The 20,241-nt window shown below is 65.4% G+C and carries 18 protein-coding genes and 1 pseudogene; 16 read left to right on the top strand and 3 right to left on the bottom strand.

Annotation, left to right across the window (positions count from 1 at the left end):
* Nucleotides 1–559: 559 nt before the first annotated feature.
* The 3 genes and pseudogenes from xerC (OG788_RS24790) to OG788_RS24800 all read left to right on the top strand — a co-directional run.
* A pseudogene (xerC, locus tag OG788_RS24790) lies at nucleotides 560–1,454 on the top strand (tyrosine recombinase XerC); the annotation flags it as partial.
* 1,012 nt (nucleotides 1,455–2,466) lie between these two features.
* Nucleotides 2,467–3,513 (top strand): GTP pyrophosphokinase family protein, encoded by a 1,047-nt coding sequence (locus OG788_RS24795; protein WP_406373508.1) that lies wholly within the window; start codon nucleotides 2,467–2,469, stop codon nucleotides 3,511–3,513.
* A 587-nt stretch (nucleotides 3,514–4,100) separates the two neighbouring features.
* On the top strand, nucleotides 4,101–4,742 hold the full coding sequence (locus OG788_RS24800) for a hypothetical protein (RefSeq protein WP_406373510.1): 642 nt from the start codon (nucleotides 4,101–4,103) through the stop codon (nucleotides 4,740–4,742).
* A gap of 2,183 nt (nucleotides 4,743–6,925) precedes the next feature.
* Here the strand turns inward: OG788_RS24800 and OG788_RS24805 are convergent.
* Both OG788_RS24805 and OG788_RS24810 read right to left on the bottom strand, forming a co-directional pair.
* The gene (locus OG788_RS24805; RefSeq protein WP_406373512.1) at nucleotides 6,926–7,387 is read right to left on the bottom strand and encodes a helix-turn-helix domain-containing protein; all 462 of its coding nucleotides are present in this window, start codon (nucleotides 7,385–7,387) and stop codon (nucleotides 6,926–6,928) included.
* Nucleotides 7,384–7,821, bottom strand: coding sequence for a DUF6932 family protein (locus tag OG788_RS24810; protein WP_406373514.1), 438 nt, complete (start codon nucleotides 7,819–7,821; stop codon nucleotides 7,384–7,386). The genes OG788_RS24805 and OG788_RS24810 overlap by 4 nt, the downstream gene beginning before the upstream one ends.
* A 625-nt stretch (nucleotides 7,822–8,446) precedes the next feature.
* Here OG788_RS24810 and OG788_RS24815 point away from each other — a divergent pair.
* The 13 genes from OG788_RS24815 (at nucleotide 8,447) to xerC (OG788_RS24875) (ending at nucleotide 17,970) form a co-directional block, all read left to right on the top strand.
* On the top strand, nucleotides 8,447–9,283 hold the full coding sequence (locus OG788_RS24815) for a helix-turn-helix domain-containing protein (RefSeq protein WP_406376833.1): 837 nt from the start codon (nucleotides 8,447–8,449) through the stop codon (nucleotides 9,281–9,283).
* A gap of 92 nt (nucleotides 9,284–9,375) precedes the next feature.
* Complete coding sequence (locus tag OG788_RS24820) at nucleotides 9,376–9,774, top strand: ATP-binding protein (protein ID WP_406373515.1); 399 nt, start codon at nucleotides 9,376–9,378, stop codon at nucleotides 9,772–9,774.
* A 175-nt stretch (nucleotides 9,775–9,949) separates the two neighbouring features.
* A complete protein-coding gene (locus OG788_RS24825) occupies nucleotides 9,950–10,801 on the top strand; it encodes a sigma-70 family RNA polymerase sigma factor (RefSeq protein WP_406373516.1) in 852 nt (283 codons plus the stop codon).
* Nucleotides 10,798–11,619 (top strand): protein phosphatase 2C domain-containing protein, encoded by an 822-nt coding sequence (locus OG788_RS24830; protein WP_406373518.1) that lies wholly within the window; start codon nucleotides 10,798–10,800, stop codon nucleotides 11,617–11,619. The genes OG788_RS24825 and OG788_RS24830 overlap by 4 nt, the downstream gene beginning before the upstream one ends.
* Before the next feature lie 177 nt (nucleotides 11,620–11,796).
* Nucleotides 11,797–12,144 (top strand): hypothetical protein, encoded by a 348-nt coding sequence (locus OG788_RS24835; RefSeq protein WP_406373520.1) that lies wholly within the window; start codon nucleotides 11,797–11,799, stop codon nucleotides 12,142–12,144.
* A 5-nt stretch (nucleotides 12,145–12,149) separates the two neighbouring features.
* Nucleotides 12,150–13,523, top strand: coding sequence for an FtsK/SpoIIIE domain-containing protein (locus tag OG788_RS24840; RefSeq protein WP_406373521.1), 1,374 nt, complete (start codon nucleotides 12,150–12,152; stop codon nucleotides 13,521–13,523).
* An 87-nt stretch (nucleotides 13,524–13,610) separates the two neighbouring features.
* Entirely contained in the window at nucleotides 13,611–14,312 is a 702-nt protein-coding gene (locus OG788_RS24845; RefSeq protein ID WP_406373523.1) for a DUF2637 domain-containing protein, read from the top strand.
* 17 nt (nucleotides 14,313–14,329) lie between these two features.
* Entirely contained in the window at nucleotides 14,330–14,509 is a 180-nt protein-coding gene (locus OG788_RS24850; RefSeq protein WP_406373525.1) for a mobile element transfer protein, read from the top strand.
* Nucleotides 14,510–14,524: 15 nt separating this feature from the next.
* Nucleotides 14,525–14,680: a hypothetical protein gene (locus OG788_RS24855; RefSeq protein WP_389089161.1), complete on the top strand. Its 156-nt coding sequence runs from the start codon at nucleotides 14,525–14,527 to the stop codon at nucleotides 14,678–14,680.
* Between the two features lie 28 nt (nucleotides 14,681–14,708).
* A complete protein-coding gene (locus OG788_RS24860) occupies nucleotides 14,709–15,017 on the top strand; it encodes a SpdD protein (protein ID WP_406373527.1) in 309 nt (102 codons plus the stop codon).
* A 96-nt stretch (nucleotides 15,018–15,113) separates the two neighbouring features.
* A complete protein-coding gene (locus OG788_RS24865; protein WP_406373529.1) occupies nucleotides 15,114–16,460 on the top strand; it encodes a replication initiator in 1,347 nt (448 codons plus the stop codon).
* The gene (locus OG788_RS24870) at nucleotides 16,457–16,663 is read left to right on the top strand and encodes an excisionase family DNA-binding protein (RefSeq protein ID WP_351543049.1); all 207 of its coding nucleotides are present in this window, start codon (nucleotides 16,457–16,459) and stop codon (nucleotides 16,661–16,663) included. The genes OG788_RS24865 and OG788_RS24870 overlap by 4 nt, the downstream gene beginning before the upstream one ends.
* Complete coding sequence (gene xerC / locus OG788_RS24875; RefSeq protein WP_406373531.1) at nucleotides 16,651–17,970, top strand: tyrosine recombinase XerC; 1,320 nt, start codon at nucleotides 16,651–16,653, stop codon at nucleotides 17,968–17,970. The genes OG788_RS24870 and xerC (OG788_RS24875) overlap by 13 nt, the downstream gene beginning before the upstream one ends.
* A gap of 320 nt (nucleotides 17,971–18,290) precedes the next feature.
* On the opposite strand, the gene OG788_RS24880 is transcribed toward xerC (OG788_RS24875), so the two are convergent.
* Nucleotides 18,291–19,820 carry a hypothetical protein gene (locus tag OG788_RS24880; RefSeq protein ID WP_406373533.1) on the bottom strand — a complete coding sequence of 510 codons (1,530 nt, stop codon included), beginning with the start codon at nucleotides 19,818–19,820 and terminating at the stop codon, nucleotides 18,291–18,293.
* Between the last annotated feature and the right edge of the window lie 421 nt (nucleotides 19,821–20,241).

The following is a 20,241-nucleotide window of genomic DNA, read 5'->3' on the forward strand; positions in this document are numbered from 1 at the left end:
GGATCCGCAGCCGGCCTTGTCCCCGGGTGAACGCCGGTGGCGGGAGAAGGGCCTGATCCACTCAGTGGATCAGGCCCTTGATCTGGTTACGTCGTACTCGAGCGTGGCAAGTCTGTCCCCGGAGTTGTCCCCTCCAAGTACAAGCGGCCGGAAGTGAGTCGGCCCTTCGGGACGATGTTCTTGGGGGCCGCGTCGGGTTGTGTGGCCAGTCTCCGATGCGGGCGTCCCGCTCGCGGAGGTCCTGAGTTTCTGCGACTCCGCTGTACCCGCGCGGGCGTACGCGCATGTCGTGCAAGGGGGTTTGGACCTTCACGGAGCGGATGCCGTCGGCGGCAGTCGAGGAATTCACGCCAGGTGGCCATGCGGCGGTCGTCGTCTGGGCCCGTGTGGTGCAACCGGTGCGCGAGGGCCCTCTGGCCAGGGCGTTCCTGCGAGTTGGGGCACGCGGCGGCAACGCCACATCCCGTGGGGTCTGGACAACGAAGAAGGCCCAGGTCTGTGACCTGGGCCTTCGTTCAAGAGCGGATGACTGGAATCGAACTCGCGCTATTGGCTGGTGACGCTCCTGTGCCAGAAGCACGTCGTTCCCTCGCTCGGCGTCCGCAAGCTGCGCGACCTGAGCGCGGAGGACGTGGACCGCTGGCTGGCCACCAAAGTGAAGACACTCAGCACGCGCCCGCTCCAAGCCGTCCACTCCTGCCTGAACCGCGGGGTCAGGCGGGCCATGGCGCGGGACAAGGTGAAGCGGAACGTCGTGGAACTGTGCTCGGTGCCTCAGGGGCAGGCGGGGCGTCCCTCCAAGGCGCTCACCTTCGCTCAGGCTGAGGCAGTGCTGAAGGGGGCCGAAGGGACCTCGATGCACCTCGATGCACGCGTACATCGTCGTAGCCCTGCTGACCGGTGCCCGGACCGAGGAGCTGCGGGCCCTCACCTGGGACCACGTCTTTCTCAAGGGTCGGCCGGACCTCGAGCCGCCGCAGCCTCCGCACATCGCTGTGTGGCGCTCGGTCCGGCGGAGCGGGGACACCAAGACCCGCAAGTCCCGTCGCACGCTCGCCCTGCCGGCGCGCTGCGTCGAAGCCCTCTGGCAGCAATTCGAAGATCAGGGCTGGGATCGGCTCGCCGCCGACGATGAATGGGAAGAACACGGGCTCGTCTTCTCCTCGGCCGTCGGCAAGCCGCTCGACGCTGCCAACGTCCGTCGTGCCTTCCGCCAGGCGCTCAAGGGCATCGATGGGATCAGCGCGGACGAGCGGACGCCCCGGGAGCTCCGGCACAGCTTCGTGTCTCTGCTCTCCGACCGGGGCGTCCCGCTGGAGGAAATCTCTCGGCTGGTCGGGCACTCCGGTACCGCGGTGACCGAGGAGGTCTACCGGAAGCAGATTCGGCCCGTGATCCAGACCGGCGCCGTGGTCATGGACGGCATCTTCGGCTCCGCCCGACGCGGGTCGTAGGCACTCGGGAATCGATAGTCACGCGGTTAGACACGCAGCAACGCCAGAGGGCCCTTACCGATTCGGTAAGGGCCCTCTGAACTGCTATTCAGCTGTCGGGGTGGCGGGATTTGAACCCACGACCTCTTCGTCCCGAACTCTCGGCAGGGCGGTCAATGAGGTCTGGTGGGCTGGTCGGTCGGCCGTTGATGGCTGTTGGTGGTCCACTGCGGTCACGGTGGTTGCTGTACTTCGCTGCTGTACTGCAGCGGTTCTGGAAGGCCCGTGTGCTCCGGCCCTTCATGCTGGTCAGTCGCCTTTAGGAACAGGGAAGGACTCACCGTCCACGTATCGTTCGCGCTTCAGCGAGTGCACCAGGGCAGACCTCCAGTGGTTCGTCCGGCCGGTCGGCCGAGCTCCACCAGACGTGCCGATCGGCACACCTCCACAATGACCGACAAGCCCGCCGGCCGTCGTCCTCGCGTGGAGAGGACCAGGCCGCCGGATTCCATAGGTTGGCTGCACTTGGGACAGTCCGGGGCGTCGTTGGTCATGCGGCGCACCCCAACTGAGCGACCTCTTCGTCCCGAAGCAACTTGGGCGAGGGCCTTGCCTTGGGCTGGTGTGCCCCTTGCCTGCGCCGAGGAATACGTCCGCGCTCGTCCGCCGTAATTTGTCGGCGTTGTCACGCAGTTAGACACACCTGCTGCCGTTCCCAGGGCGCGAGACCAGCGCGCGTCAACTCAGTTCTCCGGGCTTAGGCATGGCTGGCAAATGTCGCATATTGATTCGGGTGACCTGGGGTCGCGCGCCCGGACAGCCCGTCGTTGATGGTCGTCAGTCGTCGCCGCTGAGCCTCCTCGGAGAGCCCACAGACAGCCCAGGCCCGATCTCAAAGTGCCTCGTCGGCGACACGAACGGGCACGGAATGACTAGATGCTCGGTTTTGCTCGATGCTCAGCGATGGCTCCCGTCGCCATGCAGCCTGAGAGTTTTCAGGACACGCAAGTGCAGACTGGATACCCTGCGCTACATGGACGCGTCGCAGAGTGAAAGCTCCAAAGATGCCTACCTCGCCAGGGAAGGCAGATGTAAGGACCTATGCACGGAGGTCACTTACGCGCTGGAGCAAGCACTAAAGAAACAGGGCATCAAATATCATTCGGTCACATCACGGGTAAAGACGCTAGATAGCTTTCTTGAAAAAATTGAACGGAAGTCATACTCTGATCCACTGGCCCAAATGGACGACCTCGCTGGAATCCGAGTCGTGTGTTTGTTCCTGGCAGATCTCGATCGAGTTAGCGATGTTCTCTCGTCCTTGTTTGAAGTGATTACCAAAGAGGATAAGGTTCGACAGGAGCGGGTTGAGGTCTTTGGATATATGTCTCACCATTACATCTGTCGACTATCATCTACCCACGTCGGCCCGCGCTATGATCACATCAAGGATCTCAGATTTGAAGTTCAAGTAAGAACCATCCTTATGGACGCCTGGGCCAATGCGTCGCATTACCTCAGCTATAAGAATGAGGAAAGCGTTCCGCAAGATCTGCTTAGAGATTTCGCAGCGCTAAGTGGCCTCTTGTTTGTGGCGGATCGCCAGTTTGAGGCCCTCTACGTAGCCTCATCGCGCTCTGCTGCTCACGCGGAGAGGGATATCCTTCGCAGCAAAGAAGTTCCCCCTTCCGAGATTAATGCCGACACGATCCACGCCCTCCTGTTGCGAGAGTACAAGGATCGAGCCTTGGGTAATGACGCCGGCATCTCAACATTCACTTCTGAGATTAGGGAAGTAGGATTTCGAGATATCCAAAGCGTGGCCAAGATTCTTCAATCTATCGCAGATGTTGCCGCGCGAATTGAATCGGAAGATTTCAGCGAGGGGCTGAACTCGGTTGCCTTTGCGAGAATGTCTTTGGTGCTCGCCGATTCGAGATTTAGAGAGCTATTCCTGAAGAGGACGCTAGCAAAGAATGACCCTGAGCTTTCGTCCGTTGAAAGTACCGTATCGGGTATGCTTGAAAGAGTCCATGAATACGGGTACGAGGAGACTGAATCGACGGATCAGGTTGGCTGAGTCAAGATAGCCGCAACCCTCGATCTGAACTACGGGCCCGAAGTCCGTTGAGCTCCCCAAACCTGGTCACGAAAGTGCCAGTGGTCCGTGACGGTCACCTGCGGTTGGAGGAGGAAGAGCCCTATGCCCTGCCCCTTCACCCCTTAGGGCGAAGACGCGTTGCGGGCACTCTGCGGCTTCATCCAGGAGGGCCGCCCTCAGCCAGATGACGTCGACGCGGATGCCATCGAGCTGCACGGCTTCCATGTGCGGGAGCCACACGGACCTGATCGTGCGGAACAGGAAGCGGAGCTGCGCAGAGCCGTGGAAGCCGTGGCCCCGCCGCGCTTCTACACACTGAGCCCTGACGGCTCACTGATTGAGCGCGACAGCCTTTAGCTCACGACCTCTTCGTCCCGAAGCAACTTGGGCGGGTGTCTGACCTTGGGCCGGTGAGCCTGTCAGCTGCACTGATGGTCCGTAGTCGTCCGCGCTCGTCCGGCGTTGTTCGCTGGCGTTGTCACGCAGTTAGACACTCACCCGGTACTGCTCCTCGTTTGTGAGTAACAGGCTGCCAGAGCAATAGGCCATCCAGCAGACTGGCGGCCATGGACTGGATCTCACCCGTCTCCGGACTCGTTGGCGCCCTGGTGGGTGCGGGATTGTCATACCTCGGTACACACCGGGCGCAGGCTAAGGCACTGGCTGATGCCCGCTCGGCCCGCCTCGAGGCCAAGCAGGACCAAGCCGTTGCCACGTTGGCCGAGACCTTTCGTGTTCTTCAGAAGCATGTCCGGGAGACCCCAGGCGAATGGGAGCCGGGGATCGACGCCGCGGCGACCACCGCCGTAACGGCGGCACGACAAGCGTGGGACGAGGAGCTACAAGACTTCATTGCGCCGGCCCGGTTGGCCATCGGGGTCATGCGGGACAAGAAGTTGCGCCATCGCCTCAAGGAGACCATGAACCTGCTGGAGGAGTGGGACAGCGGGCTGGTGTATGCCTTCCACGGCCGTTCCCGTGCTTGGGTGCTGCGCGGGGTGATTGCCCATGCTGTGGAGTGCGTAGGAGCTTGGCAGCGGGAAGAGGCACTGCCTGAACCGAATTACGCCTTCCGGGAAGCGCGGGAGTCCATGCAGACCAAGCGGGATGAGTGGGAGGCCATTGCGGAGGCCCAGGAGGAGGACCGGCTCCGGCGCCGCGCTGAGCGCAACAGTGCAGGCGCGCCACCGCCCCCCGGAGTCGGCTGATGTGACTTCCTGCGGCCTTGGGTCCCCAAGATGAGCAACAAGCAACGGCGTCGCGCTCTCAGCTTGGGAGGCTGCGAGCCTCTGTTGCTGATCGGTGCGCTGACCTGGTCCGGATGCTCGGATGGTGGCCGCTTCCGACCGGGGGCCTTCACCGTGGTTCCCCGCTGTTCCCCGCTCGATCTGGTGCGCTTGCGGTGCGGCTGTCTGCGGTGCCCAACAACCAAACGCCCGCAGGCTTGGGCAGAGGCCTGTATCGCAGCAGCTAAACCAGGATGATGAGGCGAGCAAATTAGCAGAGGCTTTCCTGGCTGACGACCAGCAAGACCCGTGTCCGCCGCCTACCCCAGCCCTGCTGCGTCTGGTGGCATGGAGTAGAGCCCAAGCTCGCGACGTGCGGCGTCCAGGAAGTTTCGTTCGGCAGCCCAGAGCTCTTGGAACTTCTCTGCGGGCATATCTCCCACGCCATGCGTGGCGCGGGCAGCGGCGATGTGGCGAGCGCACCGCACTAGTTGTTCGACGGTGTTCAGGATGGTAGGGCGTTCCGTTACAAGAAGGGCAGATGTTTTCGTGGCTTCCATTCGCTCCGCATAGGAACGACCAGTTGCATCGAAGAACGGCATCATTGTTCCGATCCGAGTCGGATGCGGGACAGCCGAGATGTTGGCGGCAGGGTCGCGAGTGAAGGCCACGTACTCGCGGTAGGCCGTTAGAAAGTCACGGTATACAGCTAGCCGTATGTCTCTCCACTGTCGAGCATGCTCGCGCCGCCAAAGACGATCTTGATTCCGGGTGGACAGCCACCCGCCGAGCAGCACGGCGAACAATGTGACTACGGCTGTGATTGCGTTACTGACGACGTTCATCGACTGCAATCCCCCTCGTACGTCAGCGCTTGTAGCCAAACACCTGTAGCTCGGACAGGCGGTCTTGTGCCTGGCAGGTGCGCTTCTCAACATCAGCTTTGAGCTCATGCAAGCTTGCTTCTCGCGCCTGCTTCTGACGCTCCCACACGGGCCTGTCCGTTCGCGCTGCTCGCCGCACACTGCCGTTCGGCCTGGCGCTTGACCAACTCGCGCTCGGCTTGCCCCGCCGGGGCACCCTCAGCGATACCCATCTCTGCTGAGTGGGAATCGTTGGGCCTGATGGGCTGGCCAGTCGGCCGCGACGGTTCTTGGCGCGTGGCACCCTCTCCCTTAGAGATCTTGCCTTGGGCAACCTACTCAGGGTGAGTGGCCGTCAATGATCACCGTGCTTCGCCGCCGGCTCGGATTCAGCGGGCTCGCTCAGAACGCAGGTCACATGCTGGGGCTAGACGCTGCAACAGATGTGATTTTATGCCCGCATCCTTATCAGGTCGATCACGAGTCCGCCAACGCCGCCTGGGCATCTGCCGATCGCGCATTGAGGTCCGGCGCCGATCGCGGTTGTTCGTGCTTGTTGGTGTCAGTCGCCGCACGCGGTCGTGACAAGGGCTGCCTCATTGGCAAGGAGCACCGGTTTGGAGATCGCGTATGCGGATCGGGGCTGAGCTGGCGAGACGCTGACGTCCGGGTTCTCGCGCTGTTCGCCGACGTTCCCCGTGGCTCCCCGCCGGTCGCCGCTCGATCGGGCACGCTGCGGGCACGGCGGCCCACCTGACCTCGCGCTGTGATCTATGGCTCACGCTAGTAGTTCGTGGGACATACCTGAACCAATGCGCCACATGTGGGGCAAGTGGGTGGCTCGATCCATGACGCGTCGTCCGGGTCCGGATCGGGCCGCGGGGTAGCCGTGGCCCCGTCGACTTCGGCCATCTCGTTGGCGATGCTGTTCCAGCAGGCATCGCACATATTTGGCCATGAGGTCGATGCACCCTCGCTCGCGCACGATGGAGCTCGCGGAACCACAGCGATCACATGCGGGCTGGGATTGATCGGATAAACCCCCTATATGTTCAAGTGTGGTTGATTCCGACCGGATCCGAGTAGGTCGCGATTTGGCCTCGTTCCACATTCGCGCCTCGCGTGCGACGGAGCTTCATGGTCCGAGGTGCGTAAACGTGGTGCTGTTAGGGACTGTGATGAACGTGGCTGCGTCGGGGCAATGGCTTGGAGGGGTGCGGCTGGCGGGCCCGACGCAACCGAAAGCCCCTCGTCTGACCGTGAGGGGCTTTCGGTGTGTACCGGCTGAGGTTGTGGGTCGGTCTACTGGGAGTGCCCCATGGGCGGGATGAGGAGCTCCTCCTCCGTGAGGGGTTCCCTCGGAGTCGCAGGCTCAAGATTGCCGGTCAGGTGGTATCCCAACGCTTCAGCGACGTCGGCGAGCCGTGTGAGGCTGGCTCGCTCGTATCCGCCTGCTTCGTCGCGTTGTACCTGCTGCTCGGCTACTCCGAGCCGCTCGGCCAGATCTGCCTGGCTGAGCCTGCAAGTCATGCGAGCCTTGATCAGTGCCTTTGCCAGGTCGGAGAACCCGTCCACCTGGAACGTCCGCACTTCGCCTCGGCGGATTTCGTTGTACTCGGTGATTTCTCGCTGCAGGTCTGCAGCGAAGTCCTGCAGGGACTCCTCTTGGATGCCGGCGCCAGCCTCGGCGGCCTTCTTGGTCGCCGCATGAACCTGGCGCAGCTTCTCCTCGGCCATGCTGAGTTGGCGCTCTGTTTTGATCATAGTGGGCCCCCCAAGTCGAGGCGCAGCATCCCTCGTGGGGTGCCATCCCGGTCGGTACTCATGAAACTTTTGATCGACTGCTCTGGAGTGCCCAGCACGAAGACGCCATGGGCGGTGCTGGGCCAGAGGTCGATCTTGCAGCGAGCTTTCAGTTTGATCCGGTTGTGGGGGCTCAGTAGTCCCCAGTTCCAGACATCTGCGTTGGTCGGCGGCGCGTAGATGACGTCGATGTCACCTGGGCGGATCTTTCCTGTGCTGAAGGATCCATCTAGCCAGACCGTTTCGACTCCAAGCTTCCTCAACGCCAAAAGCACGACCCTGAGGTCCGCAAGGAGGGTGCGTCTTGCCTTGCTCGTGCCGTACTCGGTGCAGACCTGCTCCCAAGTTTTGAGGTGATCACCTGGAGGCAGGTACCCGTTTTGTGGATTGCTCATCAGCGTAGCCCAACATATTTGTTGTGACAAGAGGTGGCTTTCATGGCTTCTAAGAAGCTATGGGCGATTCGCCACCCTTGCGCTCTGAGTGCTCCGGATGGATGGCTTCGGCAGTGCCTCAGCTCACCAACCTCGCCAGCTCCCATCCCGTCTGCCGTCGGCCCACACGCCGTGGAGCGGGCGTGGTTCAGGGCGTCAAGGTGGAGCGCGCCACTGTACGAACGACCTTGACGCCCTGGGCCGCGGCTGCTCGGCTCTGCCTGGGTCGACGGCAGACGGGATGGGAGCACCCCGCGCACGCCGCACTCGGCCGGCACTCGCGAACGGAGCCCCCGCCGTCTCGGAGCCTGAGCGTCCCCGCCGGAGGCACGTCCTGACCGGAGCACTCTGTGTCCGGGTCTCTACTCATGGGCCGTCGCTTGCTGCGGCCCCAGGGGGCCGGCCCCGGCGCCGAAGGCGCAGAGGGGTCGGGCCCCAGGGGCCAGCCCGCGCTCGCGCGGGCACTTGAACCAGTAGAGAAAGTTTGAATCACGTCGTGATCTTGGGGTCGGTGTGATCGCTGAACTGGGTGCTCGCCAGGCGTTGGTGTAGAACGCTGGGTATGGGGAGTGAGCGGCAGGAACGAATGCGGGCGCTGGGGGCACTTCTTCGGGCTCGGCGAGTGGATGCCGGCCTGACTGGTGCCGTGTTGGCGCAGCGGGCTGGGGTGGGCCAGCCAACCGTTTCCAAGGTGGAGAACGGGCGGATGGTTCCCAGTCGTGACGTCCTCGACCGCCTGTCCGGAGCTCTCGGCCTGGATGCTTCTGCTGTCGCGGAGTTGCGGGTGGCTCTCGCTGAAGTTGAGTCGGCTCCTTCCGTGGGCGCAGACGAGAACCTGTCGAGCTCGAGTGTTTCCGCGGATGCCGTTGTAGATCTGGCGGTGCGCGGGGCCCGGCTCGTTCGGTCGTTCCAGTGCGTGGTTCTGCCGACCATGCTTCAGAGCGCGGAGTACGCACGGCACGTCTTCGCGAGCACGCCCGGCGCGGATGCTGCCGAGGTGGGCAAGGCTGTTGCGGCTCGGGTGGATCGACAGAGCGTCTTGTACGAACCCGGGCGAGAGTCGGTCTTCTTGGTGACGGAGGGTGTGCTGCGGACATGGCCCGGCAGTCCGGCGCTGATGCTTGCTCAGCTAGACCGACTGCTTGCGGTGGAGAGTCTGACCACTGTGCGGTTCGGGGTGCTCCCGTGGGATCGACCTGTGCCTGTCATGCCGCGACACGGCTTCACCTTGTGCGACCAGGAGACGGTGGTCGTGGAGACCTTCCGAGATGAGCGGGCGGAAAAGGATCCGGACGTGTTCGCGTCGTACGAGGAGTCGTTCGCCCAGTTCGAGGGTGTGGCTGTTTTCGGTGATGAGGCACGGGAACTGCTGATGAGGATCATGGCTGATCTACGAGTCCTGCCCGAGGACGTCACTCCATAGAGGAATAATTCCTCTGAATGCCTAGAAGCTTGGTGTGCTGAGGAATACGCTGCCTGCGTGCTGTCTAGCCCTCTAGACGAGGAGTGTTCCTCTTGCTTGCGAAGTGGTGCCGTCCGTTCCCTGGCCTGCCACAACAGGTCGCAGAAGCCCGATACTTCGTCGCTGCCCTGATGGAGGCCGAGGGCCCCCGCATGGTGGAGAACGCCGTCCTGATTGTCAGTGAGCTGGCGTCCAATGCTGTCCGGCACTCCCGGAGTGGCCGTAAGGGCGGCTGGTTTCTCGTGATCGTCGTGCTCGACGACGACCGGGTGCGCATCGAGGTGACCGACGAAGGGGGCGACGATAGACCGCAACTGCTCGCTGCCAATGACTGGGAGGAGGAGGGTGGGCGCGGGCTGTTGCTGATGGCGACCTGCGCCAAAGACTGGGGGGTGAAGCAACGGATGCACGGCCGGTCCGTCTGGGCCGAGCTTGCGCGAGCTGGCGCATGATCCCCCTCACCCTGGCCGGCCGCGTTGCATGCCCTGCGGGCGGCGGGGGGTGAGCCCTCGCGGGGTCCCTGGATATCGGTCCGGCTTCTATGTGGTTGATGTTCGTACGGGACGGCGTCTCCCGCCCGAATCGTCTAGGGCCCTAGACTCCTGGGTGCGTCTAGGAGGTGTGGGCATGTCGGACGAGTTGCGACGGATCGCGGCCATCGATGATCCGTACTTGCTGCTGCGTGAGGTCACGACCAGGTTGGCCGACGCACAGCAGGAAGTTACGGAACTCGCTCGGCTGCGTCGGCGTGTAGTGCAGGACCTGCATGCGCAGGGGCTGTCGTACGCGCAGATCGCGGCAAAGGCCGGCCTGAGCCGCGGGCGCATCCATCAGATCCGGCACACTGGACCGGCTCCCGAAGGGGCCTTCCTCGGGCGAGGCGCCGTTACCGTGGCCACGCCTTTGCGCCGCGATGATGAGCGCGGGCGCACGGTTGTCGCCGTCGACGACGTCAGTTCGGGCAAGCGGCTGGAGGACCTGGCAAGGTCGTACGGGCTCGATGTCCTCTCCGAGCACGTGTCCGTGAGCGGTGACATCGACCTCAACCGTGACGGCCTAGTCGTGGTCTGCGGCCCCCGGATGTCTCAGCAAATGTGGGACACCTACGGCCAGGACCCGGTGCTGAGCTGGGAGCAGGCGGACGACGGCCCGTGGACGGTTGTCGACAGACGTACGGACACTGTGTACCGGTCCGGTCAGGACAGTGACCCTTTCCGTCCCTACGACGTCGGGTACCTCGGTAGGCTGCGTCGGCCGGACGGAGCGGGCTCGCTGTTGGCCATCGCCGGAATCCATACGCAGGGCTCCCTCGGCGTCGTCCAGTTGCTCTCCTCCGACCTGAACAGCCTGTGGGGACAGGTCGGTGAACATCGCTTCTCCACTCTCGTGGGAGTCGAGTACGACCCCGAAACCGGCGAACCCCGCAGCGTCGAACTGCTCTGCCCGCTCTACCGTCACGACGAGGAGCCGGCGGCGTGACGATCGCGCTGGTCTCGCTCCCTGCGGCACCCGGCATGCCGAACGAGGATTTCGCCGCCGCCTCTTCCGGGGCCGCCGTCCTCCTCGATGGCGCGGGAGTGGCCGGGGGCGAGACTGGCTGCGAGCACGGTGTCGCCTGGTTCTCCTCGACGCTGGGCGGGGTCCTGCTCGGCACGCTCGTTGGGCAGCCGGGCCTTCCGTTGGCCGAGTGCCTGAGTCATGCGATCCGTACCGTCCGGTCCCTGCATGAGGGCGACTGCGACCTGCACCACCCGGCCAGCCCAACCAGCACGGTCGTTGCCGCGAGGGCCCTGGCGGGCACCCTGGAATACGCCGTCCTGGGAGACTCGGCGCTCCTCCTGGCCGGTCGTGACGGCACGGTCGACGTCGTCGCCGACCGGCGGTTGGACGCGGTAGGCAAGCAACTGCGCGGTCCCGTCGATGCGTTGCCCACCGGTTCGCCCGAACACGCCGCCGCTCTTGCCGAGTACAGGAGTGCCCTAACCCGGCTGCGCAACCGGCCCGAGGGTTTCTGGATTGCGGGGCCTGACCCGGAAGCGGCCCAACATGCGCTCACCGGTTCCGTCCCACTGGAATCGTTGGCGTCTGTGGCGCTGATGAGTGATGGGGCCACCCGTCTCGTCGACCGGTTCGAACTCGCCACCTGGGATGAGCTGTTCGCGCTCGTCGCTGCCTCCGGTCCTGCTGAGGTGATCCGCCGGGTGCGCGATGCGGAAGCCGACGACCCCGTCGGCCGGCGGTGGCCGCGGGGCAAGGTGCGTGACGACGCCACCGTGCTGCATTGGATGCTGCCGTAGCCGCTTCGGCTCGCAAAGCTCTTTGTGTACCCCCCTAGACAGTTGACGAGCCGTCGGCTTACTGTTGGCGTCAACCCCCCTAGACAGTCGGGGTGGCTCCCTCTTTGCACTGTCTAGGGGGGTATCCAATCGAGATGACGTCAGAAGTGGCGTCACAGACTCAGTGAGGTCAACAGAATGCGTGTCATCCCCGTGGACACTTCGGCCGCGACGCTGCTCGTCACCAAGCTGCCCGAGGTGAAGGTGAAAGACCGCCAGACGGGCGAGATCGCCGTGGACCCGGTGACGAACGACCGGTTGATGATGCTGGAGCTGGTGTTCATCGCCCAGGGCGGCTCGGACATGGTCAAGGTGACCGTGCCCGCCAAGGGCATCGGCGAGGGCCTGGTTATGGGTACCCCGGTGATCCTTTCCGGCCTGGTCGCTCGGCCGTGGGAGAGCGAGTTCGGCGGTCGGGCCCGGCATGGGATCGCCTACCGGGCCGATGCCGTCATGGCCAACGTCCCCGCCTCGGTGCAGGGCTGAGCGCCATGACCGACTCCGTGTGGACTCTGCTCCTGGCGCTGGTGGCGCTGGCCGTGATCTTGCAGGTGCTGCGCCGCCGGTTACCGGTCGTCTTCTGGTGGCTCATCGGCTATCCGGTCGTCGCGCTGCGCGTGCTCGCCACCTACCGCGCCACCATGGACGCGTGCGGTCTGACCGTTCCGGCCTCGGCTGTGCGGCGAGCGACGGCCCGGATGATGGGGCGGGAGGCGTCACCCGTTCCGCCGCGCCGGTCGCTTCCCCTGGCCACCGGCTCGGGGCTCGTGATGCGGCTGCGTATGGCGACCGGGCAGGCGCCGGAGGACTTCGCAGCCTCCGCCGACCGGTTGCGCCACGCCTGGGCGGCGCACGCCGTCCACATCCGCCCGACCAAGCCGGGACGCCTCGAACTGCGGCTCATCGGCTGGGATGTACTCGCCAACGTGCGTCCCGCCCGACGCAGGCTCTCCGGTGGCCCGCTGACCCTGCCGCTTGCCCTCCGGGACGACGGGAGTTGGCACGTGCGGGACTTCCGAACCGTGCCGCACGAACTGATCCTTGGCGCCACCCAATCCGGCAAGTCCGTCTATCTGCGCAACCTGCTGTGCGGCCTGGCCCGGCAACGGGTCGTCCTCGTCGGCATCGACTGCAAGTGGGGCGTTGAACTAGCCCCGTTCGCGCCTCGGTTGTCCGCGCTTGCCGATACCTCGGACCGTGCGAACGAACTCCTAGATGTCCTCCTGGAGGAGATGGAGGAACGGTTCCGGCTGATCGGCGTCACCTCCGGAGCGGGCCCGGCCGCCGTGCTCACCTCCGACGTGTGGGGCCTGTCCGATGCGGTGCGGCCCGTACCGATCGTGGTCGTCGTCGACGAGGTGGCGGAACTCTTCCTCGCCGCGAGTCGCGACGACGAGAAGCGCCGGGACGCCATGGTTACCAAGCTGATCCGCATCGCCCAGCTCGGCCGCGCCGCAGGCATCTACCTGGAGGTGTGCGGACAGCGCTTCGGCTCCGAACTCGGCAAGGGTGCCACCATGCTGCGGGCCCAGCTCACCGGCCGCGTCTGCCACCGGGTCAACGACGAGTCCTCCGCGAACATGGCTCTTGCCGACATCTCCCCGGAAGCCGCGCTCGCCGCGACCGGCATCCCCGCCGACCGCCCCGGTGTGGCCGTCGTCGGGGACTCCTCGGGCGGCTGGTCCCGCGCCCGCTCACCACACCTCACCCTGAACGACGCTGCGGCCGTCTGCCGCGCCACCGTGGACCTGGTCCCGGACCTGCCTCGCCTTGCCTCCTTCCGGCCGGCCGTTGCGTCGGAGGCCGTGGGGAAGCCCACGGCCTCCACTGCGGCGGCGCCCGTCGCTCGCCCGGTGGCCGAGTAGCGGCACCTCTTTCTCCTCGGTCGGCGTGACCGCCTCGCGCCGTGTCCCTACCCCTCCCATGCCTCGAACCGGAAGGAGTCCGTGCCGATGCGTGCCTTCCCGGCCCGTGTGGACGCCGTGATCATTCAAGCCGTCATCGCGGGCGCCTTGTCCTTCTCCCACCTGCACGATCTGGCCGAAGCGGCGGGGCAGGGCGGCTGGAAGGCGTGGGCCTATCCCGTCTCCGTCGACCTGCTTCTCGTCGCCGCCTGGCGGCGAATGCGCGAACAGCAACGTGCCGGGCTCCCGGCTGCCGGGTCGCGACTCTGGTTCCTGGTCGCCCTCGCCGCGTCCCTCGGCGCGAACATCGCCACCGCCGGACTCCTCGACCTGGCCCACGTTCCCGCCCTGCTCCGCGTGGTCGTCGCGGGCTGGCCGGCCGTCGCCTTCTTCGGCGGCACCCTGCTGGCCCACACGCCCGTTTCCTCGGATTCCGCCGACCGTAGTGCGTCGGCCGTGTCCGAGGCGGGGGAGTCGATGCTGTCGGCTCCGACTCCCGCGCTCGCCGAACCGACTGCAAGCGGCACGGTCTACCCGGACCCCATCCCGGTCCTGGAGCCCGCGGCCGACCCGGGCCCGGCACCGGTGCCCGCCTCGACCGTCCACCTTCCGCCCGCCCTCGTCGACCGTGCCCAAGCGTTCGCCCGAGAGCTCCACTCCAGTACCGGCGAACCCGCCGACCCCGACACCGTCCGTGCCCGGCTCGGCCTACCTGCGTCCATGACGCCGGCCGTCGCCGCGCACCTCTGACCAGGGAGACGCTCGCCATGAGCCCACGCTTCCGCGACGTCCGCCGCATCGGCCCCGTACAGGTCGCCTCGTACCTCTCCCGAGGCCGAAACCGACACGTCGCCGCCTGCACCGCCCCGCACTGCGACTTCTCCGCCGAGTACGACGGCCGCGCCGCCGCCGAACTCGCCGCCCGCATTCACCGCTGCCGCGCCTGACAGGAGACGACAGACATGCACGTCCCGCTCTGGCTCGCCCTCCTCGCCGTCGGGGCCCTCGGAGTCCGACTCGCCCGCCCGCCTTGGTGGCTCGTCATCGTGCTCCTCCTCGGCGGCTACCTCGCCGCCGGGAGCTTCCTCGCCCCCGCCGTTGACCCCGTCCTCAAGTAACGCAACCGCACAGAAAGGAATCCGCCCCATGTTCAAGCCCAAGTACCCGCCACAGGACACCGCGCCGGTACCTGCCGCGCCGCCTTCGACCGTCCACAGCCCGGTTCCGTCCCAGCGTGGTGCGGCGCCTGTTCCCGCAGCGGGGGTGGCTTCGAACCGTCCTGCCGTGCAGCTCACCCCGGGGAGCGCGCTGACCCTGGTGGTGGGCGGCTCCGCCGTCGTCCTGGTCGTGGGGGCCGTCCTGGTGTCCATGCTTCTCGCCGTCGCGATCACCGCCGCCTCCGTGGCCGTCTGTGCGGTCACCATCCGCTCGATCCTGAAGAGCGACCGCCGCTGATTTCATTTCTTCCGCGCACTGGCTTGCCCACGGTGTCTAGCCCCCTGGACAAGCCAGTCCGTCTCGAATCCAGTTCCCTCAAGGAGGAACCCGCACATGCGTTCCGAGGCTCCGACCGGAGCCGTCCGCCAACTGGCGGCCCTCGCCCAACACGGCGACCTCAGCACCTACGCGCACCAGATCCAACGACTCGGCGGCTGCGAGCGGCCCGTACGAATGGAGGGCCGCCGCCTGGACGTCCTCGCCGCCACCGGTGAAATCGTCCGAGAGATCGCCGACCGCGACCTTCCCGCCGGGCAACTCCTCATCCGCTGCAACAACCGCCGCGCAACCCGCTGTGCCTCCTGCGCCGAGGTCTACCGCAAGGACACCTTCCACCTCGTCACCGCCGGCCTGAGCGGCGGCAAGGGAATCGGTCCCGCAGTCGCCGAACACCCCCGCGTCTTCGCCACCTTCACTGCACCGTCCTTCGGCCCCGTCCACAACCGGCCCGGTGGCGGCCGTTGCCGATGCGGGCGCCTGCACACGGACGGCGATGCCGTACTCGGCACCCCGCTGGATGCGGACCGCTACGACTACCGATCCGCCGTCCTGTGGAACGCCCACGCCGGGGCCTTATGGGCCCGCTTCGTCACGTACCTCCGCCAGCAGCTTGCATCCCGCGCGGGCATCGGCCGTTCGGAGCTGCGCAACTGCCTCAAGGTGTCCTACGCCAAGGTTGCCGAGTATCAGCGAAGGGGCGCCGTCCACTTCCATGCCGTGATCCGTCTCGACGGTCCGGATGGAGCCGAGGACACCCCACCGGCCTGGGCCACCACCCAACTCCTCACCGACGCCATCCGATCGGCCGCCGCCCTCGCCGAGACACCCGGCCCGGTCCTGGATGGCCGTGCTCGCACCTTCCGCTTCGGCGAACAGCTCGACGTCCGCCCCATCCGGTCCGCGGACTTCACCGGCGCCACCAACCTGAGCAGCCGTGCTGTTGCCGCGTACATCGCCAAGTACGCGACCAAGGGCGCCGAAAGCGCGACAGGAACCCTGGACCGCCCCATCCGCAACCCCATCACCGACCTCATCGGCGCCGAAGTCACCGACCACGCCCGGCAGATGATCCTCACCTGCTGGCGCCTCGGCGGCCTCCCCGAGCTCGAAGAACTGCGCCTGCGCAAGTGGGCCCACATGCTCGGCTTCCGCGGCCACTTCTCCACCAAGTCCCGCGCCTACTCCGTCACCCTCGGCGCCCTCCGCCAGGAACGCGCCGACCACAACGAAGCACGCACCCGCGAGCGCGCCGCCGAGGCGGGCCACCCGCTGCCCGACCCGGAGACCGTCCTCGTCCTCTCCCACTGGCGCTTCGCCGGCACCGGCCTGACCGCCGCGGAAGCGTTGTTCGCCGCCTCACGTACACCCGCTCCCGACGGAGAAGGAGAACCAACTCCATGACCACGGTGACCCTTCACCGCAAGTGGCACACGACGGCTGAGGTCGCCGAAATGCTCGCCTTCAGCCTCTCCAAGACCAAGATGCTCGTCCTCACCGGCGAGATTCGTTCCGTCAAGATCGGCCGCAATCGCCGCATCCTCCCGGCCTGGGTGGACGACTACGTGAACCGCTGCGCCGACGAATCCGAGAGGTGGTCCGCGTGAGCGGCAAGCGAGGCAACGGCGAAGGGTCGATCTACCCCTACCGGAACGGCTACGCGGCCTACGCCTGGGTCACGACCCCGGAGGGCAACCGCAAGCGGAAGTACGTCTACGGACCGACCCGTAAGGATGTCCACGAGAAATGGCTCAAGCTCCACAGCGAAGCCAAGAAGGGCCCGGTGGCGACCAACACGCCTTCCCTCACCCAGTACTTGGCCTACTGGCTTCGGGAAGTCGTAGAGCCCAACCTTCGGCCGCTGACCGCAGCGACCTACGAGACGACCGTACGCCTCTACATCGTGCCGCTTCTCGGCTCCAAGCGGCTGGACCGGCTGACCGTGCAGGACATGCGCGGCTGGCTCAACAAGCTTGCCGACACCTGCCAGTGCTGCGCCCAGGGCAAGGATGCCAAGCGGCCCGAGGAACGGCGGCGGTGCTGCGCCATGGGGGAGTGCTGCCGACAGACGCTCTCGAAGCGCTCGGTCAATGACGCCCGGACCATCCTTCGCAGCGCGCTCACCAATGCCATGGTCGAGGAGCGCATCTCGAAGAACGTCGCCCAGCTCGTCAAGGTCCAGCGGGCCCGGCGGAAGCGGCCGGAACCCTGGTCGGTGGAGGAAGCCTGCGCCTTCCTGGAGAACGCCCAGATCTGGCGGGACTACCTCTATCCGGCGTACGTCCTGATCCTCGTTCTCGGCCTACGCAAGGGGGAAGTCCTGGGTCTCACCTGGTCGGACGTGAACCTTGATACGGGGGAGTTGCACATCCGCCACCAGCTGCAGCGGGTCCGCCGGCGGCTGCTGCACACCGACACGGCCAAGACGGAGGCTTCGGAGGCGGTGCTCCCGCTGCCTGACATCTGCCTGACCGCCCTCCGGCTCCGCCAGAAGGAGCAGCAGGCTGCGAAGGAGCGGGCCAAGGATCTGTGGACGGAGTCAGATCTCGTCTTCACCACCCGCTACGGCACCCCGGTCGAGCCGAGGAACTTCACCCGCGAGTTCGACCGTCGCTGCGAGCGGGCTGGCGTCCGCCGCATCCGTGTCCACGACACCCGCCACACCTGTGCCTCACTCCTGGCGGCCCTCGACGTCCACCCCCGGATTGCGATGCAGATTCTCCGCCACTCGGAGATCGCGGTCACGATGGAGGTCTATACGCACGTGCCCTCTGCCGAGACCCGCCGGGCGCTCCGCAAGCTCGGCAAGGCGCTGGGTGGCGGCAGCAAGCAGAAGAAGGAAAAGAAGGGGAAGCGCAAGCAGCAAGAGCGGGCGGAAGGGCCGTCGGCCGAGGACGGCCAGCACGAGTCATAGCGGTTGCTGTACTCCGCTGCTGTACGCACGACAGAGGCCCATTCGCGATCACGCGAATGGGCCTCTGACCTGTGTCGGGGTGGCGGGATTTGAACCCACGACCTCTTCGTCCCGAATAAGGTCCGGGCAAGATCCCTACCCCTCCTGCGCGGTATGCGACCAGGTCAGTACGTTGGTACGAGTTGGTCTGCCTAGGCGCCCGTGAGGTGCTGGGAGAAGATCTTCTCCCAGCTTTCTCCCAGCACCTCTCCGGCTTCCTCGGGGCCGATCCGGTAGGTTCACGCCTGATGATGCTGTACTTGTGATGAGTAGGCCCGTCGTCAGAGCCAGTTCTGGGCAGCATTGAGCAGCCCCTGGACCACGGCATCGGTGGCGTTCTGAGTAAGGGAGTCGCGCACACGAACCATGAGCTGGCGTACCCGTCCGGGTTCGGGCGTGCCGGATTCAGCCTGGTCAGCAAGCGACTGGGCATCCTGGAGTAGACGCGTGCGTTGGTCTTCAGGTAGGTCGATCGTGTGGGCGGCAGCCAGGACTTGTTGGGCGAACTCAGCCAGCTCCTTGGCACTGGATCCAAACGTGTTGTGTTGCGTGTTGTTCATGCCGATCTGCGGAGCACCGCCGTAGTTGTTGACGGTTCCGATGCTGAAGCCTGGCTGATTGCTCATGAAATTCCTAACGTTGACGTCGTCATCTGTGCCGCAGTCGATGCCCAATCCTGTGAGACTTAGCTCCACAGCAGGGCCTCCCTGGCCGTAATCAATCGCGGCCAGCCCCTTCTCGCGGAGGTACTCGACGGCTCGCAGCACTTCGTCGACTGTGAGTGAATCGCCATGGAGCCATGAAGCAGGTGAGATGAGGAAGTCCTCCACCCGCAGTCGGCACATTGGATAGGTGTCCATGGCAACCGAGACCAGGGCGCTGGTGAGGTAGTCAAAGCGCACGCGCCGGCTGCTGCGCAGTCGCAGCAGTTCCTCGGCCATCTCCACGCCCGCGACAGTGAGACGAACAGAGGTGCCACTGAGGGTGTCAAGGACCTCTACCCAGTGGTGCTGTTGGGCGTACACGAGTACCCCTCGCAGCCTCCCGGAGGGGAGGTCACGTTCCTGGGCGAACCCGTCCGGGCTCTCATATCGGGTGGTGTCGCCATCCGTCTGCTGGAGCAACCACACTGCTAGAAGTGCTGTATTGGCCTCCATGCCGGGGTACCGCACATGCCGCGGGGTGAACAGCTCGCTCGCCGACGGCGGTGGAGGGGGTGGCACCAGACTTTGAGCATCCGCCAGCTGCCAACTGCGGCGATTCCAGTAGTCGCCGATGTCTTGCACCTCGCGATATGCCCGGACTCTCCGGTCGACTCCAAGCTCCCAGCCCTCGATCCCGTGCGCGTCTACGGTCCGATTCGACTGCGCCTCATCCCAAACAGGCAACGCCAGGGCGCCCGAGTTGGAGTAGACGGCCCAGGGTTCCTCACGAGCAAGCAGAAAGGCGCGGCGCAGGAGTTCCTTCCTCGGGCTGTGAGCGAGCTCTACCCGCTTGATCGCATCGGGGCTGCGGAGAGTGGGGCGAGATGTGGGGTTGGGCCATCCAGTCTCAAGGTTTGTCATGGTCTTGACTAGCGAGACGAAGGCGTCCACTACGTCTGCCGAACCGGGGCAATGAGCGACGCCGGCGATCGTCAACCGAAGTTCTGTCTCCGGGGACGGAACCCGACGGGTTGGGTCGGGCCAGCCCGTCAGGAGATGCGGCGTGAGTGTTCCAAGGACCGCGACCGCATCGATTCCGTACTGGTCGAGCCGTCGATCGACCTGATGAAAGGTGGGCCATCCGCCGTGGCCCTTGAAGGCATCCATCCATACCACTTGAAGCAGCCTGCACTCGATCTCGTTGCGCGGGGCCGGGAGCCTGTCAATCCCTGTAGCTTGTCGCTGCACAGCTCATTGTGAAGGGTTATTGCGCTTCAAGACCAGATCGGAGCGCAAGGCAGCCTGTGAAGGATGCAAAGCACATCGACGCCATGGTCCTTCAGGACAGTTGAGGTTGCTCGGTACAGCTACGATCGGGGCCCGTACCCGCCATCAGTAGGCCAGCTCAGCTCTCTCGCGGTCGTGTCTGCCGGCGCCGCAGTGAGGGCCGCGCTGGCAGACGGCACCCCAACTGCCGAAGATCATCAGCGCTAGCCCCATGCAATGCCACCGTCGGTTGCCTCACGAGGCCTCACCAGCAATTCGGGTAAGGCGGGGCGCCGTCGGGATGCGTGGCTATCACGCCACG

Origin of the sequence: Streptomyces sp. NBC_00647 (assembly GCF_045207245.1) — a bacterium.
Classification (GTDB): domain Bacteria; phylum Actinomycetota; class Actinomycetes; order Streptomycetales; family Streptomycetaceae; genus Streptomyces.

What these genes read in the sequence shown, in the direction of transcription:
- OG788_RS24870 (WP_351543049.1), top strand. Translation starts at nt 16,457, where the DNA reads ATGACCACGGTGACCCTTCACCGCAAGTGGCACACGACGGCTGAGGTC.
- OG788_RS24845 (WP_406373523.1), top strand. Translation starts at nt 13,611, where the DNA reads ATGCGTGCCTTCCCGGCCCGTGTGGACGCCGTGATCATTCAAGCCGTC.
- OG788_RS24880 (WP_406373533.1), bottom strand. Translation starts at nt 19,820, where the DNA reads ATGGATGCCTTCAAGGGCCACGGCGGATGGCCCACCTTTCATCAGGTC.
- OG788_RS24840 (WP_406373521.1), top strand. Translation starts at nt 12,150, where the DNA reads ATGACCGACTCCGTGTGGACTCTGCTCCTGGCGCTGGTGGCGCTGGCC.
- OG788_RS24800 (WP_406373510.1), top strand. Translation starts at nt 4,101, where the DNA reads ATGGACTGGATCTCACCCGTCTCCGGACTCGTTGGCGCCCTGGTGGGT.
- OG788_RS24835 (WP_406373520.1), top strand. Translation starts at nt 11,797, where the DNA reads ATGCGTGTCATCCCCGTGGACACTTCGGCCGCGACGCTGCTCGTCACC.
- OG788_RS24815 (WP_406376833.1), top strand. Translation starts at nt 8,447, where the DNA reads ATGCGGGCGCTGGGGGCACTTCTTCGGGCTCGGCGAGTGGATGCCGGC.
- OG788_RS24810 (WP_406373514.1), bottom strand. Translation starts at nt 7,821, where the DNA reads ATGAGCAATCCACAAAACGGGTACCTGCCTCCAGGTGATCACCTCAAA.
- OG788_RS24865 (WP_406373529.1), top strand. Translation starts at nt 15,114, where the DNA reads ATGCGTTCCGAGGCTCCGACCGGAGCCGTCCGCCAACTGGCGGCCCTC.
- OG788_RS24855 (WP_389089161.1), top strand. Translation starts at nt 14,525, where the DNA reads ATGCACGTCCCGCTCTGGCTCGCCCTCCTCGCCGTCGGGGCCCTCGGA.
- OG788_RS24825 (WP_406373516.1), top strand. Translation starts at nt 9,950, where the DNA reads ATGTCGGACGAGTTGCGACGGATCGCGGCCATCGATGATCCGTACTTG.
- OG788_RS24850 (WP_406373525.1), top strand. Translation starts at nt 14,330, where the DNA reads ATGAGCCCACGCTTCCGCGACGTCCGCCGCATCGGCCCCGTACAGGTC.
- OG788_RS24860 (WP_406373527.1), top strand. Translation starts at nt 14,709, where the DNA reads ATGTTCAAGCCCAAGTACCCGCCACAGGACACCGCGCCGGTACCTGCC.
- OG788_RS24795 (WP_406373508.1), top strand. Translation starts at nt 2,467, where the DNA reads ATGGACGCGTCGCAGAGTGAAAGCTCCAAAGATGCCTACCTCGCCAGG.
- OG788_RS24805 (WP_406373512.1), bottom strand. Translation starts at nt 7,387, where the DNA reads ATGATCAAAACAGAGCGCCAACTCAGCATGGCCGAGGAGAAGCTGCGC.